The sequence below is a fragment of the Mesorhizobium sp. WSM3866 genome (assembly GCF_002294795.1).
GTDB lineage: Bacteria > Pseudomonadota > Alphaproteobacteria > Rhizobiales > Rhizobiaceae > Mesorhizobium.
The window spans coordinates 454,928-472,068 of sequence record NZ_NSGC01000004.1 but is presented as its reverse complement, the minus strand read 5'-3'; the positions used below and the strand labels follow the sequence as shown (position 1 = coordinate 472,068).

Here is a 17,141-nt window from a genome sequence, read left to right as displayed (position 1 = left end):
GACGGTAGGGCTAAGCTCCAAATCGGACCGTCTACTTGATCAGCGGCAGCAGCGTTTCGGCGGTGATGCGCATCTGATCGGTGTAGAACTTCTCGGTGAGCACGCTGGAGCCGTGATCCTGGATGAATTTGAGCTGCTCGGGCGAGATGTCGACCGGGTTGCGCTCCACCATCTCCGGATAGGGGGCGGCCGGCGTGCGGTCGACCGGCGCGACGAACTCGTTGGTCAGCGCGCCGTCATAGCCGATCTCCTTCAGCGTGCCGACGATCTTCGGCCAGTCGATCTGGCCGAGACCCGCGGCGAAGCGGTTGTTGTCGGCGACATGGAAGTCGTAGAGGCGCTTGCCGACCTGGCGGATGGCGTCATAGACGTTAAATTCCTCCATATGGATGTGGTAGGCGTCGAGGCAGACGCCGCATTCCGGGCTCACCGCATCCGCGAGCGCGAGCGCCTGGGCACCACGATTGAAGAGGTAGGTCTCGAAGCGGTTGAGCGGCTCGACGGCGATCTTGACGCCGACCTTCTTGGCATGCGCGAAGCATTCGCGCGTGGCGTCCACCACCCAGCCCCACTCTTCCGCCTCCGTGCCGTCGGGCACCACCTTGCCGACGGTGGCGGGAACCAGCGTGATGATCTCGCCGTCAAGCTCGCTGACCATGGTCAGCACGTCTTTGACATACTGTACCGATCGCTCGCGCTGGCCCTGGTTCTTGGCGGCAAGGTTGCGTTCGCCCAGCATCAGCGTCACCGAACCCCAGCAACGTATGCCGTGCTCCTTCAGGAGCGCGCGTGTTTCCTTGGTCTTGTACTGCTCGGGCTCGCCGGAAATCTCGATCGACTCATAGCCGAACTTCTTGATGCGCTTCAGCGTCACCTCCAGCGGCTCCGCCCGCATCCAGTTGTGCGTCGAAAGATGCATGGTCTATCCTTCCCAGAATTCGCCTGTCACTTTTTTCGCGGCGTTCTCCACCGAGCCCGTCGCATGATCTCCTCCCCACGGCGTTCCAGTGTTTTTTCTCGAAACTGGTTCGACCAATTGGGCCTGACAGAACCTCTACAGCAAATTCACAGTAACGGCAAGGAGACCACCTATTGGGCTCAACCCATCAGTCAATGCTTTGATTTGAATAGATTAAGCTACCTTTCGGCAATCGTGCGGATCGTATTCCAGCTGTTTCTGGCCGCTTGACCAAACAGCCGTATTTGGTAATACCAGAATGCCGCTGCTTGTCGCGCCGAGACGAACGGTCGAAGAGGCTAGCCCTCGCTTCAATCGGCGCTATGCTTGGTCCATGAGAACGAGAGAGGGAGGATGCGATGCCGACGACGATGAAGGGTCCCGGCCTGTTTCTGGCGCAGTTCGCGGGCGACGCCGCGCCGTTCAATTCGCTGGCTTCGATCACCAAATGGGCGGCCGGGCTCGGCTACAAGGGCGTACAGATCCCGACCTGGGACGGACGCCTGTTCGACCTGAAAAAGGCGGCGTCGTCGAAAACCTATTGCGACGAGGTCAAGGGCATCTGCACTGAAGCCGGCGTCGAGATTACCGAACTGTCGACGCACCTGCAGGGGCAGTTGGTGGCGGTGCATCCGGCTTACGACGCGCAGTTCGACGGGTTTGCGCCACCCGAGGTGCATAACAATCCGAAGGCCCGGCAGAAATGGGCGGTCGAGCAGATGGAATTCGGCGCCAAAGCATCGAAGAATCTCGGCCTCAAGGCGTCGGTAAGCTTCAGCGGCGCGCTCGCCTTCCCGTACCTCTATCCGTGGCCGCAGCGGCCGCCTGGGCTGATCGAGGAGGCGTTTGCCGAGCTTGGCAAGCGCTGGAAGCCGATCCTCGACGTCTATGACGAGAACGACGTCGATATCGGCTACGAAATCCATCCAGGCGAGGACGTGTTCGACGGCGCGACCTTCGAGATGTTTCTCGACGCGGTCGGCGGCCACAAGCGCTGCAACATCAATTACGACCCGTCGCACTTCCTGTTGCAGCAGCTCGACTATCTCGAGTTCATCGACATCTACCACGAGCGGATCAAGGCCTTCCACGTCAAGGATGCCGAGTTCAACCCGACGGGGCGGCAAGGCGTCTATTCGGGCTATCAGGGCTGGGTGAACCGTGCCGGGCGTTTCCGTTCACTCGGCGACGGGCAGGTCGATTTCAGCGGCATCTTCTCCAAGCTCACCCAGTACAACTACGATTCCTGGGCGGTGCTGGAATGGGAATGCTGCCTCAAGCATCCCGAGGACGGCGCGGCCGAAGGCGCACCCTTCATCCAGCATCATATCATCCGGGTCACCGAAAGGGCCTTTGATGATTTCGCCGGCGGCACCAGCGACAAGAAGCTGCTGCGCGCGATGATGGGGATTTAGCACCTTTATCCTCCCCTCGAGGGGAGAGTGGCCCAAAGGGCCGGGCTGGGTCGGTTTATGCCGAGATCCACGCCCGGCGACCCCACCCGATCCGCTGTGCGGATCGACCTCCCCTCAAGGGGGAGCTAACCAACATGAGGGAGAACGAAAGCATGGTCGGCGCATCGAAATCGGAAACGGGAGGCGGCCCGATCCGCTACGGCATGGTCGGCGGCGGGCAGGGCGCTTTCATCGGCGCGGTGCACCGGATTGCGGCGCGCATGGACAACGACTTCGTGCTGGTGGCCGGCGCGCTGTCGTCGGACCCGGCGCGCGCGAAGGCCTCGGCCGAAGAACTCGGGCTCGATCCGTCACGCAGCTACGGCTCCTATGCCGAGATGGCCAAGGCCGAAGCCAAACGCCCGGACGGCATCGAGGCAGTGGCGATCGTCACGCCCAACAATGTGCATGTGCCGGCGGCCAAAGCCTTCCTGGAGGCGGGTATCCACGTCATCTGCGACAAGCCGCTCGCGACCTCGCTCGCCGAGGCGAAGAAGCTTGCCGCACTGGTCGAGAAAGCTGGAAAGGTGTTCGTGCTCACCCACAACTACACAGCCTATCCGATGGTGCGGCAGGCGCGCGAGATGGTGGCCAAGGGCATGCTCGGCGACATCCGCATCGTGCAGTCGGAATATCCGCAGGACTGGCTGACCGAAGACCTAGCCGCGACCGGTCAGAAGCAGGCCTCATGGCGCTCCGACCCCAAGCAGGCCGGCGCCGGCGGCGCGCTCGGCGACATTGGCACGCACGCCTACAACCTCGCCCGCTTCGTCTCGGGGCTCGAGCTGGATTCCCTTTCGGCCGACCTCGACGCCTTCGTGCCGGGACGCCAGCTCGACGACAACGTCAATGTGCTGTTGCGCTTCAAGCCGGTCGGCAACAAGCATCCGGCCAAGGGCATGATCTGGGCGAGCCAGGTGGCGCCCGGCCACGAGAACGGGCTGAAGCTGCGCATCTACGGCTCGAAGGGCGGGCTCGAATGGGTCCAGGCCGACCCGAACTATCTTTGGTACACGCCCTTCGGCCAGCCGAAGCAGTTGCTGACCCGGGCGGGCGCCGGCGCGATGCCGGTAGCGGCGCGCGTCAGCCGCGTGCCCTCCGGCCATCCGGAGGGCTATCTCGAAGGCTTCGCCAATATCTACCAGGAAGCGGCCCGCGCCATCCGCGCGGCGCGCAAAAAGGGCGGCAAGCTTGCCAAGGATGTCGCCTTCCCGACGATCGCGGACGGCGTCGAAGGCATGGCCTTCATCGAGGCGTGCGTGAAGTCGTCGAAGAAGAACGGGGCGTGGACGAGGCTATAAAGGCGGGCTCGGCGACGGCACGGGCCGGATGAGGGGGATTGTGACCCGCTAGCGCAAGTGGTTGGCCGCAGAGGAGGGGTGTCGATGAAAATCGGCATGTGCATGTTCTTGTGGACGACGAGCGTCTCGAAAAAGCACGAGGCGCTGCTGAAGGACATCAAGGCAACCGGCTTCGACGGCGTCGAGATACCGGTCTTCGCGGGCGAACCGGATGACTACAAGAAGCTCGGCGAGATGCTCGATCGCATCGGACTGGAGCGCACCGCGGTCTCGGCGATGGGCGACCCGGCGATGAACCTGATCTCGCCCGACGCCGCAACGCGCAGGGCCGGCATCGAATACATGAAATGGGCGATCGACTGCAGCGCGGCGCTCGGCGCGGACAGGCTGAGCGGGCCGCTGCATTCTACGCTTGGCGCCTTTTCCGGCAGCGGGCCGACAGCGGCCGAGAAGAAGCGCTCAGTCACCTCGCAGCGGGCCATTGGCGATCATGCCGGCAAGAGGGGCGTCACCATCGGGCTTGAGGCGCTGAACCGCTTCGAGTGCTATCTGGTCAACACGATGGACGACCTGTCCGAGCATGTCGACGCGATCGACCGGCCGCACATCAAGGCGATGTACGACACTTTTCACGCCAATATCGAGGAGGCCGATCCGATCGGCGCCTATACGCGCAACCGCAAAAATGTCGTCCATATCCATATTTCGGAGAACGACCGCGGCGTGCCGGGGCGCGGCCACGTCCCCTGGAAGGAAACTTTCGCGGCGATCCGCAAGAGCGGCTATGACGATTGGCTTACGATCGAGTCGTTCGGCCGATCACTGAAGGATCTGGCGGCTGCGACCAAGGTGTGGCGGGATTTCGCAGAGAGCCCGGAGGCAGTTTATCGCGAAGGGTATCGGCATATCAGAGATGGGTGGAAGGCTGCCGCTTAAACGCCCTCTCCATTCGTCATCCACGGGCGGAGCGGGAGCGAAGCGGACGCCGAGACCCGAGGACCCATTCCGTGACGTCGACGCTCCGCCACGATGCAATTCTGCACCGGCTGCATTCTACGGCTTAGGGAACGGCATTACTGTGTTCATGCGAAGGCTGTTTTGTCTCGAATGATGGCATTGAGGACGACCAGGAGCTTCCTTGCAACGGCGATGATGGCCAGTTCTTGGACCCTGAGCGGCTGCGAGGTTTGTGCGGCATCGAGACGATCGGTCTTGGCGCGCCGTCTTGTCGACTTCGCATAGTGGTGGGTGTGTGCCGGGTTGTGCGGCGAGAACGGCACGCCGGACTTGGCCAGCGCATGGCGCAACAACCGCTCATGGACGCCAGTCGCCTCCGACTAGCCTTCGACGTCGTCATCAAGGGCGACAACCCCTGAGGTCGTCATCGACGGGCGGGTCGGGCCTCCCTATCCAACCTCGATAACCGCTTTGATCAACCCGGATTTTTCGTGCGCCCAGCGCGCTAGATCGCGCGGCGTATCGGCAAGGGTCGTGCGGTGGGTGACGAGTTTCTCCAGCGGCACGGCGCCGTTGCGGATCGAGGCGGCGACATGGTCGAAGTCTGCTCTGAGCGCATTGCGGCTGCCGACCAGCGTCATCTCGCGCTTGTGAAACTCGGGATCGGAGAAGGTGATGTCGTCCTTGACGACGCTGACCAAAACCAGCGCTCCGCCATGCGCGACATGGGTGAAGGCGGACTGCACCGACTGCGTGTTGCCGGTGGCGTCGAACACAAGGTCGAAGCCTTCGCCGCCGGACGCCTGCCGCACCAGATCGGCTGCCTGTGCTTTCGAGCCGTCGAGCGCGGCAAAGCCGAGCTCGCTTTCGGCGAAAGCGAGCCGTTCGGTGCTCATGTCGAGCAGGCTGACATCGAGGCCGGCGATGCGGGCGAACAGTGCCGTGCCAAGGCCGATCGGACCGGCGCCGATGATCAGCGTGCGCTGGCCGGGCGCACTAAGCGAGCGCCGCACGGCGTGTGCGCCGATGGCCAGGAATTCGACGGCGGCGGCATCACCCAGCGATAGGCCATTTGCCGGATAAAGATTTTGCGCCGGCACCAGGATCTCGTCGCACATGGCGCCGTCGCGATGGACGCCGAGCACCTCGATCCTCACGCAGCAGTTCGGCTTGCCGTGCCGGCAGGCAACGCATTGGCCGCAGGCGAGATACGGGTTGATGATCACCGGCTCGCCGATAGCAAGCTCGACGCCGTCACCTCGCTCGACGACCGTGCCCGAGACCTCGTGGCCCATGATGCGCGGATAGGCGAGGAACGGGTGCTTGCCTTCGAAGATGTGATAGTCGGTGCCGCAGATGCCGACATGGCTGACTGCGATGCGCGCCCAGCCGGGCGGCGGCGCGCCGGGTTCGGCGCGGTTTTCGAGAACAAGGTCGCCAGGCGAGCGGCAGACGACGGCTTTCATGCGCTGATCCAGTGTTTAAGGGGCGTCGGCCCCGCTCGATCGGAGCCGGCGCGTCATTTCAGGAACGATTATTTGCCGCGACGGCGCAGGCCGTCGAAGTAGACGATGACGATGATCAGCAGGCCGGTGATGACGCGCTGCCAGAAGGTGTTGACGTTGAGCAGGTTGGCGCCGTTGTTGATCGTCGAAAGAATGAAGGAGCCGATCAGCGGTCCATGCACCGAGCCGATGGCGCCGAACAGCGAGGTGCCGCCGATCACCGACGAGGCGATAGCCTGCAGCTCATAGGTGTCGCCCTGGGTCGGGTTGCCGATGCCGATGCGCGAGGCAAGCAGCACACCCACGAAAGCCGCGAGCAGGCCGGACAGGATATAGGCCATGAAGATGGTGCGCGGCACGTTCACGCCGGAAAGGCGCGCGGCCTCCGCATTGGAGCCGACCGAGAATAAATATTGGCCCCAGCGCGTGTGGTGCAGGAACACGTAGGACGGTATGGCGACCAGGATCACCATCCAGAACAGATAGGGGATGCCGAGCAGCGAGCCGCGCGAGAAGGCCTGGAAAGGGTCGCTGTTGATCGAGATCGAATTGCCGTTGGTCATCAAGAGGCCGATGCCGCGCAGCGACGTCATCGTGGCCAGGGTGATGATGAAGGGCGGCAGGCCCATCTTGACGATGCCGAAGCCGTGGAACAGGCCGATGGCGACCCCGGCGAGCAAGGTAATGAGCACAGCCGCCCAGATCGGCCAGCCGGCATTGATCAGAAGCGCCACGATGACGGTGGTGAAGCCGACCACGGCACCGACCGAGAGATCGATGCCGCCGGTGATGATGACGAAGGTCTGGCCGACCGCGAGGATGGCGATCAGCGAACCCTGACGCAAAAGATTGGTGATGTTGAGCGTCGTGGCGAAGGAGGGTGTGGCGACCGCCAGCACGATCCACATCAAAAGCAACAAGCCGAGCAGCGTCAGCCCGAACAAGGCGTTGTAATTGCGTTTCGGCTTTTCGGCGGGGATCGCCTCGGTGCTCATTTTTGTCCTCCCGTCTTTTCTTGTTTCTCGGCCAGCGCTTGGCCCAAAATGTCCTCATGGCTGGCGGTGCGGAAGCCATGCGTGGCGACCAGCTTGCCGCGGCGGAACACATGCAGCGTGTCGGCGAGCTCGTAGACTTCCGGCAGGTAGGACGAGATCAGGATGATGCCAGCGCCCTTGGACAGAAGCGTCGAGAACAGCCGGTAAATCTCGGCCTTGGTGCCGACATCGACGCCGACCGTCGGCTCGTCGAAGATGAACAGCTTGGCGCCATGCGCCAGCCATTTGCCGATGACGATCTTCTGCTGGTTGCCGCCCGACAGGCTGGAGGCCAGCGCGTGGCGGGTCGGCGTCTTGATCCTGAGATCGGCTATCTGGCGATCGGCCTCGGCCTTCTCGCGCGAGCCTGAGATCAGAAGATTGCTCGAGATGCGCTTGTAGATCGGCAGGTTGAGATTCGTGCCGACCGGCAGGTTGAGACAAAGGCCTTGGTCGCGGCGGCTTTCGGGGGCGAGGGCCATGCCGAGCCTTATCGCGTCATGCTCGGAGTTGACTTGCACCTCCTTGCCTTGCCATAGGATCTGACCGGCCGACTTCCTGTGGCGGCCGTAAAGCGTGGTGACGAACTCGCTGCGGCCGGCTCCGATCAAGCCGTAAAGTCCGACGATCTCGCCCGCGCGGACAGTCACCGAGACGTTCTCGAAACCCTTGCCGGAGAGATTCCGCGTCTCGACGATCGTCGCGCCCGGCGTGAAATGCTCCTTGTGGTAGATCTGCTCGATCGAGCGATTGATCATCAGCTTGACCAGTTCCGGCTCGCTGGTCTCGGCTATGTTGCGGGTGCCGACGAGCGTGCCGTCGCGCAGCACCGAAACGCGATCGGCAAGCTCGAACACCTCCTCCATGCGGTGGCTGATATAGATGATGGTGACGCCTTCGCCCTTTAGCCGGCGGATCAGCTTGAACAACTGGTCGGCCTCCTTGCGGGTCAAGTAGGCGGTCGGCTCGTCGAAGATGAGGAACTTTGTCCCGCGTACCGTGGCGCGGGCGGCGGCGATCAGCTGCTGCTGGCCGATGGTGAGGTCGCCGAGCATAACATGCGCGGGCAGGTCGAAGCCGAGCCCATCGATGATCTTCTGCGCTTCCTTCACCATGGCGCGCTGCTGCAACAGACCGAAGCGGGAATTCTCCTCGCCGAGGAACATGTTGGCGGCGACGGTGAGGTGGCGGCAAAGCACGACCTCCTGGTGGACGGCATTGATGCCGAGCGCCATCGCCTCGTGCGGCGTGGCCAGCGCCTCGGGTTTACCTTCCCAGACGACTTCGCCGGAGGTGCGCGGCATGACGCCGGTTAAAAGCTTTATCAGCGTCGATTTGCCGGCGCCGTTCTCGCCGACGATGGCGTGGATCTCGCCCGACTTGAAGGCAAGGTCCACCGGCTTCAGCGCATGCGTGCCGGGATAGCGCTTTTCCAGGCCTTTCAACTCGAGGATGGTCCTGCCCGGTTTCAGCGTGGGGGGCGGGTGCAGTTCCTGCGCCGTCGACGTCATAACAATCCTCCCAGATTGATCCAACCGTTGGATACGCAGCGATGCGTCTGGCGCGCATCTAGAAGGCAGAGCCTAAAGTAAGCCGGCGGATTTCCAAACTGTCCGCGGCGATGTTTCCGGGGCGGCGAAGCCCCGGAAACGAATGTCGCGAAGATCAGTTGAGCTTCGGGTTGAGCAGCGCGTCGATCTTCGGATCCTTCATGTTGTCCTTGGTCACGAGATTGGCGCCGGTGTCGACATTGGCCTCGACCTTCTCGCCCTTCGAGGCGGCTAAGGCGGTCTTGATGCCGTCGTAGCCCATCCGGTATGGATCCTGGACGACGAGGCCGGAGATGACGCCGTCGTTGAGGAACTTGATCAGCTTCTCGTCGCTGTCGAAACCGATCAGCGCCACCTTGCCGGCGAGGTTGTTCTCGGCGATCGCCTGGCCAACGCCCTGCGCCATGATCAGGTTCGAGGCGAAGATGCCCTTGAGGTCCGGATTGGCGGTGATCAGGTCGGTCGCGATGTTGAGGCCGGTGGTGGCCTGACCGTCGGCATATTTGTCGGCGACCAGTTCGAGGCCGGGATATTTCGCCTTGAGCTGTTCCTTGAACCCTTGCGCGCGCTGCTCGAGCGAGCCGGCGCCGGGCAGCGCGGTGATCAGCGCAACCTTGCCCTCGACTTTGCCGCCATTGGCGGCGCCGATCGCGGCAGCGAGACCGTCAGCCGCGACACGGCCGCCCTGGACGTTGTCGGTGGTGAGGAAGGAGGTGAAGGCCTTGGATTCGGCGCTGGAGTCGATGCCGATGACCTTGACCTTGGTCGCCGCCTCGTCGATCGGCTTGCCGAGCGCCTTGGCCTCGGTCGGCGCGATCACGATCGCGGCCGGATTGCCGGCGACGGCGTTCTCGAGGATCGAGATCTGACCGTTGACGTCGGTTTCGGCCTGGGCGCCGAGCTCCGGCACGTTGATGCCGAGATCCTTGCCGGCCTTGCGGGCGCCGGCCAGCACGATTTGCCAGTAGAACGAAGTCGTGTCCTTGACGATGATTGGGATGGTCACGTCGGCCGCCGAGGCGGGTGCCGAATGCATCGCACCGGCGAGCATTGAGGCGGCGGCTAAAGCCACGAAGGCGCGGCGGTTGAGAAGGCTGGTTACGAATTTCATTAGGTTCCTCCCTAAAATCGCCCGGTGAAGGTTCGGAAGCTCCATCTGGATAGGCGCAAGCCAAACAGACCTTTATCAATAAAAAACATTTGCTCGATTTTGATAGTGCATTGCCCTGATCGATGCAAGCGGTGTCTCATGCCGTTTGCGTGATGGCGTGGCAGCTGATCGGTCTGCTGGATCTCCGCATCTCAGCCAAGCTGCTGGACGATCGTATAAGGATCGTATTTGGCAAATTCCGCCGCCGCTACCTTGACATCCAGCAGTTCGAGATTGCGCGTCAGATTAGCGGGCTTGGCGGTGCCGGTCAGCACCGAGGCAACGACAGGCTCGTGCAGAGGGAATTGGAACGCGGCAGCGGCCAGCGGATAGCCACCTCCGATAGCGATGCGCTCCATTGCGCTGACGCGGTCGAGAATATCCTTGCTCGCCGGCAGATAGTCGAAATGCGCGCCATGCACCGGTCCCGTCGCCAATATGCCCGAGTTGAAGACGCCGCCGATGATCAGCGAGGTCCGCCGCTCGCGGCAAAGCGGCAGCAGGTCGGCCTCGGCGCTGCGATCAAGCAGCGAATAGCGGCTGGCGAGCAGGATGCAGTCGAGCGGCGCGCGGCGAAGCACGTCAAGGCAGATCTGGACCTCGTTGACGCCAAGACCGTAGGCGGAAATCGTGCCGGACGATTTCAGCTCCTCCAGCGCCTTCAGCCCGCCGTCCATCAGCTGACGGAAATGCAGCTTCGTCTTCTCGACGCCATGCGTGTAGACGCCGATGTCGTGGACGAACAGGATGTCGATCTTGTTGAGGCCGAGCCGCGCGTAGGAAAAATCCACCGAGCGCATGATGCCGTCATAGGAATAGTCGTAATCGAGCGCGAAGGGCAGCGGGTCGACATAGGAGTGATCGGGAACCTGGTCCTCCGGCACCGGCCGGAACAGGCGGCCGACCTTGGTCGAGAGCACATAGGAGGAGCGCGGCTTCTCACGCAGGAAATCGCCTGTGCGCCGCTCCGACAGGCCGAAGCCGTAGAAGGGCGCGGTGTCGAAGTAACGCAGCCCGCCGTCCCAGGCCGCTTGCAGCGTTTCCATTGCGGGCTCGCGCGGACAGGCGCGATAAAGGCCGCCGATGGCGGCGCCGCCGAAGCTGACTTCGGTGACTTCGAGCGCGGTCGCGCCGATCCGGCGTTTGTTCATCAAAGCCTCCCTTTGCCGTTCGACCGGCGGTCGTTTCGACTATCTAGAGCGTCGCGCCGAGATGCCAGGGCACGAACTCGTTGTCGCCGTAGCCGAACGCCTCGCTCTTGGTCTTGCGTCCGGACGCCGTCTCGATGATCAGCTCGAAGATCTCGCGGCCCATGCCGGCGATCGTCTTCTCGCCGGAAGCGATGACACCGCAATTGACGTCCATGTCCTCTTCCATCTGGTGGTACATGGTCGAGTTCGTGGCGACCTTGATCGATGGCGTCGGACGGCAGCCGAAGCAGGAGCCGCGGCCGGTGGTGAAGACGATGACATTGGCGCCGCCGGCCACCTGGCCCGTGGCCGAGACCGGATCGTAGCCGGGCGTGTCCATGAACACCAAGCCGCTGCCGCTGACCTTCTCGGCGTAACCGAAGACGCCGTTGAGCGGCGTCTGACCGCCCTTGGCAACAGCACCCAGCGATTTCTCCAGGATCGTGGTCAGGCCGCCGCGCTTGTTGCCCGGCGAGGGATTGTTGTCGATCGAGGCGCCGTGCTTGGCTGTATGGTCCTCCCACCATTTCACAAAGCCGTCGAGCTTGGCTGCGATCTCGGGCGAGGCGGCGCGATAGGCAAGCAGATGCTCGGCGCCGTAGATCTCGGTCGTCTCGGACAGGATGCCGATGCCGCCGCAGCCGGCCAGAATATCGACCGCCGCCCCCAGCGCCGGATTGGCGGTGATGCCGGACATGCCGTCCGAGCCGCCGCATTGCAGGCCGACGACGATCTCGCTGACCGGGATCGGTTCGCGCTGCAACTGGCCGACCTCCTCGGCGATCTCGGCCAGCACGCCCATCGCCCGCTCGACGGATTTGCGCGAGCCGCCGGCCTCCTGGATGTTGAAGTGCCGCTTTCCCGCCGCGACGCCCTTTTGGCCATAAAGGGTGAGCTGGTTGACCTCGCAGCCCAGACCGACCATCAGCACGCCGCCGAAATTCGGGTGGCGAGCATAGCCGGCCAGCGTGCGGTGCAGCACCATCATGCCGTCGCCGGTGGCGCTCATGCCGCAGCCCTGGCCGTGGACGATGGGCACGAAACCGTCGATGCCGGGATATTTCGGCAAAAGCGTGCGATTGGCCTCGTCGGCGATCGCATGGCAGACGGTGGACGAGCAATTGACGCTGGCGATGATGCCGATGAAGTTGCGCGTTCCGGCGCGACCATCGGCGCGGCGATAGCCCATGAAGGTGCGCTTGCGGTCCGCTTCGGTGGCGTGCTCGGCCTCGCTCGGCGGCACCACCGGCAGGCGGCCACTCTCGAACACCAGATTGTGCGAGTGGACGTGCTCGCCCGGCGCGATGGCTTGAGTGGCGCGGCCGATCGCCTGCGCATATTTCACCACCGCTTCGCCCGCCGCGATCGGCTTGATCGCCACCTTGTGCCCTGGGTCGATCGCCGCCACCGCAACCGCGCCGCCGGGCAGCGCCGCACCGATCTCGATGCGGCCATTGGCGACCGCGACATTGTCGGCGGGGGAAAGAAGAATGGTGCTTGCGGCGTTCACGGGCGGCTGTCCTGGGTAAACCTGGGAGTGTGGGCGGATTGACATGCGCCCGTTTGAGGATAATGTCTTTTATCGTGAAAAAACATTTTTGCGTCAATTGTTTTTTCATCGCGCGCCGCGCCCTTGGGTGCGTGGCCGCCCGTTAGATAAAGCCGGCGAAATTCGTTCCGCATTTCGGAGGCTTGCGCTAGGAACACCGATCATATTGCGCTTCCGGCCGGCCGCCGCAAGCGTTGGGGATACGGGGCATGTCGAAGAGCAACAACGTCTACAAGGACGCCTTCAACCGCGGACTGCGGCTGCTCGACGAAACCAGGAGCCTGCCGTCCGAGCCCGAGCTCGGAACGCTGCTCGGCGTTAGCCGCACCACGGTGCGCAGCATTCTTTCGCGCATGGAAGAAACCGGGCTGATCGCCTGGAACAAGCGCAACAAAACGGTGCTGCGGGCGCCGAAGGCGGAAGATTTCTTCCCCGAGGAAGAGACCGACTCGCTGGCCGAGATCATCGAGCGCTCCTTCATGCGCCGGCTGCTCGCCGGCGGCGCGGAAGCGGGCATGCAGATCAACGAGCTCGAGCTGGCGCGCGAGATCGGCGTCGGCACCACCAGCGTGCGCGAATTCCTGATCCGCTTCTCGCGCTTCGGTTTGATCGAGAAGCGGCGCAACAGCCACTGGGTGCTCAAGGGCTTCACCCGCGCCTTTGCGCTGGAGCTCACCGAGATTCGCGAGATGTTCGAGCTGCGCTCGGCGGCTGCCTTCGTCGCGCTGCCGCAGGAAAGCGCGGTCTGGGCCGACCTCGACCGGCTGGAGATCGAACATCGCCAACTGGCGAGCGACATCGCGACGCGCTTCAACGAATTCTCCGAGCTCGATGAGCGCTTCCACCGGCTGATCCACCGCGCCTCGCACAACCGCTTCATCGTCGATTTCTACGATGTGATCGCGATGATTTTCCACTACCACTACCAATGGAACAAGGCGCAGGAACGCGAGCGCAACGAGGTCGCAGTCCAGGAGCATCTGGCCTATATTGCGGCGCTGAAATCGCGCGATCCCGCCAAGGTGGACGCCGCCTGCCGCAAGCACCTGAAGTCGGCGCGCCAGACGCTGTTGAGCTCAATTCCGGAAGGGCGGCAGGTGCAGCCCGCCTGATCAGGCGCGTCGCGCCGCGTTGCCGCAGCCCGGTTTTGACGATTTTCCGGCCGCCGCCCCCATGCTAGGCTCGGTGGAATTGCTGGAAAGAGGCAGGTCATTTGGATATCCGGCTGAGACGATGGAGCATGCCGGCCGCGTTCGTCGCGGCGCTGCTGCTGTTGCTTCAGTCGGCGCTTGGCGCCTTCGCCTTTGGCGCTCCTTCGCAGCTTGATGCCTTCGGCAACGTCATCTGCACCCATGACGGGGCGGTCAAGCTTCCGGGCGGCGATCCGCCCCGGCAGCATATGCCGGCTTGCTGCTTGGCTGGCTGCAGCCTGGTTTCGCCGGCGCATCTGCCGCCGCCGGATACCCGTGCGCCCGTCAGGGTGCTGGTGTTCGACGCGGTCGCTTTCCCGCCTTTGGCCTTCCGGCATCTCGATTTTGCCCGCGACCGCTCTCCGGCCAATCCGCGCGCGCCGCCGGCCGCAGTCTGACAAAAACCCGCGAAACCTTTCGCAGGCGCATTCATCCAAGATCAGACTGCTCGCGGCCGGATCACGGCGCGATCTCATACTCATGGAGCAACCATGTCCAATCTTCTTCCCGCCGCGCGAGCGCAAGCTCGTCCGCGCGGTTTCGAACGGCTCGGCCTTGCCGTGTTCGCTCTTCTTCTGTTCGCATGCGTTCCCGGCGCCCAGGCGCATGAATTCAAGGCCGGTGACCTGGAAGTCGGACACCCGTGGTCCCGCGCAACGCCGCCCGGCGCCAAGGTGGCCGGCGGCTATTTCACCGTCACCAACAAGGGCGGCTCGCCCGACCGGCTGCTGTCGGTTTCCGCCGACATCTCCGACAAGGCCGAATTGCATGAGATGAGTGTCAAGGACGGCGTCATGACTATGCGGCCGGTGAGCGGCGGGCTCGTGATCCCGGCCGGCGGCAAGGTCGCACTGAAGCCGGGTGGCTATCACCTGATGTTCATCGGCCTGAAGCGACAGCCCAAGCAGGGCGAGAAATTCCCTGCCACGCTGACCTTCGAGAAGGCCGGCAGCATCAAAGTCGAGTTCGCCGTCGAGGGCATTGGCGAGATGGGCAGCATGGACGATCACGCCGAGTGATCATTTCGAAATTAGAGGGACAATTCATGAAGAAGTATCTTTTGGCGGTGGGCGCGGTTCTGGCGCTCGGAACAAACGCCGCGCTTGCGCACATCACGCTCGAAACCCAGGAAGCGGCCGTCGGCTCGACCTATAAGGCCGTCCTGCGCGTGCCGCATGGCTGCGAGGGCAAGGCGACGACCGCGGTGCGCGTGCAGATTCCGGAAGGCGTCATTTCGGTCAAGCCGATGCCAAAGCCCGGCTGGACGCTGCAGACCAAGAAAGGCCGATACGAGAAATCCTACCAGCTCCATGGCGAGACGCTGACCACCGGCGTCAAGGAAGTCGACTGGAGCGGCGGCAACCTGCCGGACGAATTCTATGACGAGTTCATTTTCCGTGCTTCGCTCGCCGCCGATCTTCCGGCCGGCCAGATGCTCTATTTCCCAGTGGTCCAGGAATGCGGCGATGCCGCCGATCGCTGGATCGAGATTCCGGCGGCAGGACAGGATGAGGATGCACTGGAAAATCCGGCGCCCGGCATCAAATTGCTGCCGAAGAAATGATCTCTCGATGGCGCGTCCCATTCGGGCGCGCCGTCCCTTCTCGAAAGACCGCATGAACGCAGCAACTTTCCCAATCCGCCTGACGGGCATGCGCATCGGGCCAGTCGCCAGCGGCCTGTTCGCGGCTTTCGTACTCGTGCTGCTGCTGGTGCTACCCGGCCGCGCCCTCGCGCATGCGGCCTTGGTCGCGACCGATCCGCCCGATGGCGCGGTGCTGTCGCAGAGTCCCGCGCGATTCTCGCTGACCTTCAGCGAGCCGGTTTCGCCCCTGGTGCTCACTCTGGTGCGGCCGGACGGCACGCAACTTTCGCTGACCTCCTTCCGGCTCAACGATCAGACCGTCGAGATCGATAATCCGGAGACGCTCAAACCCGGCACGCATGTGCTGAGCTGGCGGGTGATTTCGGTCGACGGCCATCCGGTCGGCGGCTCGGCGCTGTTTTCCGTCGGCGCGCCAAGTGCTGCGCCGGCAGCGGGCGAAGCCGCCGATTTATCGCTGCGCACGGCAATCTGGATCGGTAAGCTCCTTCTCTATGCCGGGCTGTTCCTCGGCGCCGGCGGCGCCTTCGCGCTCGCCTGGCTCGCTGGAGACTGTCGCTGCGGCCAGGGTTTCGTTATCGGCGCTCTTCTGTGTGGACTGGCCGCCGCCCCGTTCTCGCTCGGATTTCAGGGGTTGGACGCGCTTGGCGCGCCGCTCGCCCGGTTTGCGGCGCCCATCGTGTGGGAGACCGCGCTTGCCACCAGCTTCGGCTGGACGGTGCTTGCCGCCCTGATTCCACTCGGCCTTGCCTTGCTGTCCCTCCCCGGACCGCGCGCTCTTGGCAAGCTGCTTGTGCTCGCCGGGCTCGTCGGTGTGGGCACGGCGCTTGCGGCAAGCGGCCACGCCAGCGCCGCCGAGCCGCAATGGCTGACGCGGCCGCTCGTTTTCCTGCATGGCACAGCCATCGCCTTCTGGAGCGGCGCGCTCGCGCCGCTCGGCCTTGCGTTGCGCTATCAGCCGGCGGAGGCCAAAATCTTCTTGCGCCGGTTTTCGCGCGCGATCCTGCCCGTGGTTGCAGTGCTTGCGATAAGCGGCACCGTGCTGGCGATCATCCAAGTGCGCGAACCGGCAGCGCTCATCAACACCGCCTATGGCCGCCTGCTGCTGCTGAAACTGGCCCTGCTTTTGTTCCTGTTCACCCTTGCCTCCGTGAACCGATGGACGCTGACCGCGCCTGCCGAAACGGGCGACACGGAAGTGCAGCGGCGGCTGGCGCGTTCGATCGGCATCGAGACGCTGATCGTGCTTGCCATCTTCGGCGTCGCCGCCGGCTGGCGCTTCACGCCGCCGCCACGCGCGCTGGCGATCGCCGCAGCGCAGCCGGCCTCGATCCACATCCACACCCTGCAGGGGATGGCCGATCTCAGCATCACGCCCGGCCATGCCGGCCAGGTTGCCGCCTCGATGGTGATCATGACCGGCGATTTCGGTCCGATGGATGCCAAGCAGGTGACCCTGGTGCTGTCGAAGCCGGATTCCGGCATCGAGCCGATCAAGCGGCCGGCGACGAAACGCGGCGACGGCACCTGGCGCGTCGACGATCTCGTCATCCCGCTGCCCGGCCGCTGGAACGCTCGGCTCGACATCCTGGTTTCCGATTTCGAGATGGTGAAGATTGAAGCGCCAATTGATATCAGAGCCGACTGACCTGGGCCGCGACACAATTCGGCGAGGCGGTTGACGCCGTCGCGAAGGCCCG

The 17,141-nt window shown here is 63.7% G+C and carries 15 protein-coding genes and 1 pseudogene; 8 read left to right on the top strand and 8 right to left on the bottom strand.

All coding sequences use genetic code 11. The features are described from left to right. Window positions 1–31 precede the first annotated feature (31 nt). Entirely contained in the window at window positions 32–919 is an 888-nt protein-coding gene (locus CK222_RS12800; RefSeq protein ID WP_066989944.1) for a sugar phosphate isomerase/epimerase, read from the bottom strand. Between the two features lie 398 nt (window positions 920–1,317). On the opposite strand from CK222_RS12800, the gene CK222_RS12795 reads away from it, so the two are divergent. From CK222_RS12795 to CK222_RS12785, 3 genes are all read left to right on the top strand, one after another. Continuing rightward, on the top strand, window positions 1,318–2,373 hold the full coding sequence (locus tag CK222_RS12795) for a sugar phosphate isomerase/epimerase (protein WP_067319631.1): 1,056 nt from the start codon (window positions 1,318–1,320) through the stop codon (window positions 2,371–2,373). A gap of 152 nt (window positions 2,374–2,525) precedes the next feature. Next, window positions 2,526–3,713: a Gfo/Idh/MocA family oxidoreductase gene (locus CK222_RS12790; protein WP_095780126.1), complete on the top strand. Its 1,188-nt coding sequence runs from the start codon at window positions 2,526–2,528 to the stop codon at window positions 3,711–3,713. Window positions 3,714–3,797: 84 nt separating this feature from the next. Continuing rightward, window positions 3,798–4,649 (top strand): sugar phosphate isomerase/epimerase, encoded by an 852-nt coding sequence (locus tag CK222_RS12785; RefSeq protein ID WP_067318957.1) that lies wholly within the window; start codon window positions 3,798–3,800, stop codon window positions 4,647–4,649. Between the two features lie 146 nt (window positions 4,650–4,795). Here the strand turns inward: CK222_RS12785 and CK222_RS12780 are convergent. From CK222_RS12780 to CK222_RS12750, 7 genes and pseudogenes are all read right to left on the bottom strand, one after another. Then, window positions 4,796–5,035 (bottom strand): annotated as a pseudogene (locus tag CK222_RS12780) (transposase); the annotation flags it as partial. A gap of 84 nt (window positions 5,036–5,119) precedes the next feature. Beyond that, entirely contained in the window at window positions 5,120–6,136 is a 1,017-nt protein-coding gene (locus CK222_RS12775) for a zinc-binding alcohol dehydrogenase family protein (protein ID WP_095800598.1), read from the bottom strand. A 68-nt stretch (window positions 6,137–6,204) separates the two neighbouring features. Beyond that, window positions 6,205–7,170 carry an ABC transporter permease gene (locus tag CK222_RS12770; protein ID WP_095800597.1) on the bottom strand — a complete coding sequence of 322 codons (966 nt, stop codon included), beginning with the start codon at window positions 7,168–7,170 and terminating at the stop codon, window positions 6,205–6,207. Then, the gene (locus CK222_RS12765) at window positions 7,167–8,720 is read right to left on the bottom strand and encodes a sugar ABC transporter ATP-binding protein (protein WP_095800596.1); all 1,554 of its coding nucleotides are present in this window, start codon (window positions 8,718–8,720) and stop codon (window positions 7,167–7,169) included. Before CK222_RS12765 ends, CK222_RS12770 begins: the two co-directional genes overlap by 4 nt. Before the next feature lie 154 nt (window positions 8,721–8,874). Beyond that, a complete protein-coding gene (locus CK222_RS12760) occupies window positions 8,875–9,870 on the bottom strand; it encodes an ABC transporter substrate-binding protein (protein ID WP_067004132.1) in 996 nt (331 codons plus the stop codon). Window positions 9,871–10,061: 191 nt separating this feature from the next. Further along, window positions 10,062–11,060, bottom strand: a complete 999-nt coding sequence (locus CK222_RS12755; RefSeq protein WP_095800595.1) for an aldo/keto reductase — start codon at window positions 11,058–11,060, stop codon at window positions 10,062–10,064. A 43-nt stretch (window positions 11,061–11,103) separates the two neighbouring features. Beyond that, a complete protein-coding gene (locus CK222_RS12750; protein WP_067004128.1) occupies window positions 11,104–12,609 on the bottom strand; it encodes an altronate dehydratase family protein in 1,506 nt (501 codons plus the stop codon). A 248-nt stretch (window positions 12,610–12,857) separates the two neighbouring features. Between CK222_RS12750 and CK222_RS12745 the strand changes: the two genes are divergently transcribed. The 5 genes from CK222_RS12745 (at window position 12,858) to CK222_RS12725 (ending at window position 17,089) form a co-directional block, all read left to right on the top strand. Next, a complete protein-coding gene (locus CK222_RS12745) occupies window positions 12,858–13,760 on the top strand; it encodes a GntR family transcriptional regulator (RefSeq protein ID WP_095800594.1) in 903 nt (300 codons plus the stop codon). A gap of 128 nt (window positions 13,761–13,888) precedes the next feature. Beyond that, window positions 13,889–14,236, top strand: coding sequence for a DUF2946 family protein (locus CK222_RS12740; protein WP_095800593.1), 348 nt, complete (start codon window positions 13,889–13,891; stop codon window positions 14,234–14,236). A gap of 93 nt (window positions 14,237–14,329) precedes the next feature. Beyond that, entirely contained in the window at window positions 14,330–14,857 is a 528-nt protein-coding gene (locus tag CK222_RS12735) for a copper chaperone PCu(A)C (RefSeq protein WP_095800592.1), read from the top strand. Window positions 14,858–14,883: 26 nt separating this feature from the next. Beyond that, window positions 14,884–15,402, top strand: a complete 519-nt coding sequence (locus CK222_RS12730; RefSeq protein ID WP_095800591.1) for a YcnI family protein — start codon at window positions 14,884–14,886, stop codon at window positions 15,400–15,402. A gap of 52 nt (window positions 15,403–15,454) precedes the next feature. Next, window positions 15,455–17,089: a copper resistance CopC/CopD family protein gene (locus CK222_RS12725; RefSeq protein WP_095800660.1), complete on the top strand. Its 1,635-nt coding sequence runs from the start codon at window positions 15,455–15,457 to the stop codon at window positions 17,087–17,089. The last annotated feature ends 52 nt before the right edge of the window (window positions 17,090–17,141 follow it).

What these genes read in the sequence shown, in the direction of transcription:
- CK222_RS12800 (WP_066989944.1), bottom strand. Translation starts at nt 919, where the DNA reads ATGCATCTTTCGACGCACAACTGGATGCGGGCGGAGCCGCTGGAGGTG.
- CK222_RS12795 (WP_067319631.1), top strand. Translation starts at nt 1,318, where the DNA reads ATGCCGACGACGATGAAGGGTCCCGGCCTGTTTCTGGCGCAGTTCGCG.
- CK222_RS12790 (WP_095780126.1), top strand. Translation starts at nt 2,526, where the DNA reads ATGGTCGGCGCATCGAAATCGGAAACGGGAGGCGGCCCGATCCGCTAC.
- CK222_RS12785 (WP_067318957.1), top strand. Translation starts at nt 3,798, where the DNA reads ATGAAAATCGGCATGTGCATGTTCTTGTGGACGACGAGCGTCTCGAAA.
- CK222_RS12775 (WP_095800598.1), bottom strand. Translation starts at nt 6,136, where the DNA reads ATGAAAGCCGTCGTCTGCCGCTCGCCTGGCGACCTTGTTCTCGAAAAC.
- CK222_RS12770 (WP_095800597.1), bottom strand. Translation starts at nt 7,170, where the DNA reads ATGAGCACCGAGGCGATCCCCGCCGAAAAGCCGAAACGCAATTACAAC.
- CK222_RS12765 (WP_095800596.1), bottom strand. Translation starts at nt 8,720, where the DNA reads ATGACGTCGACGGCGCAGGAACTGCACCCGCCCCCCACGCTGAAACCG.
- CK222_RS12760 (WP_067004132.1), bottom strand. Translation starts at nt 9,870, where the DNA reads ATGAAATTCGTAACCAGCCTTCTCAACCGCCGCGCCTTCGTGGCTTTA.
- CK222_RS12755 (WP_095800595.1), bottom strand. Translation starts at nt 11,060, where the DNA reads ATGAACAAACGCCGGATCGGCGCGACCGCGCTCGAAGTCACCGAAGTC.
- CK222_RS12745 (WP_095800594.1), top strand. Translation starts at nt 12,858, where the DNA reads ATGTCGAAGAGCAACAACGTCTACAAGGACGCCTTCAACCGCGGACTG.
- CK222_RS12740 (WP_095800593.1), top strand. Translation starts at nt 13,889, where the DNA reads ATGCCGGCCGCGTTCGTCGCGGCGCTGCTGCTGTTGCTTCAGTCGGCG.
- CK222_RS12735 (WP_095800592.1), top strand. Translation starts at nt 14,330, where the DNA reads ATGTCCAATCTTCTTCCCGCCGCGCGAGCGCAAGCTCGTCCGCGCGGT.
- CK222_RS12730 (WP_095800591.1), top strand. Translation starts at nt 14,884, where the DNA reads ATGAAGAAGTATCTTTTGGCGGTGGGCGCGGTTCTGGCGCTCGGAACA.
- CK222_RS12725 (WP_095800660.1), top strand. Translation starts at nt 15,455, where the DNA reads ATGAACGCAGCAACTTTCCCAATCCGCCTGACGGGCATGCGCATCGGG.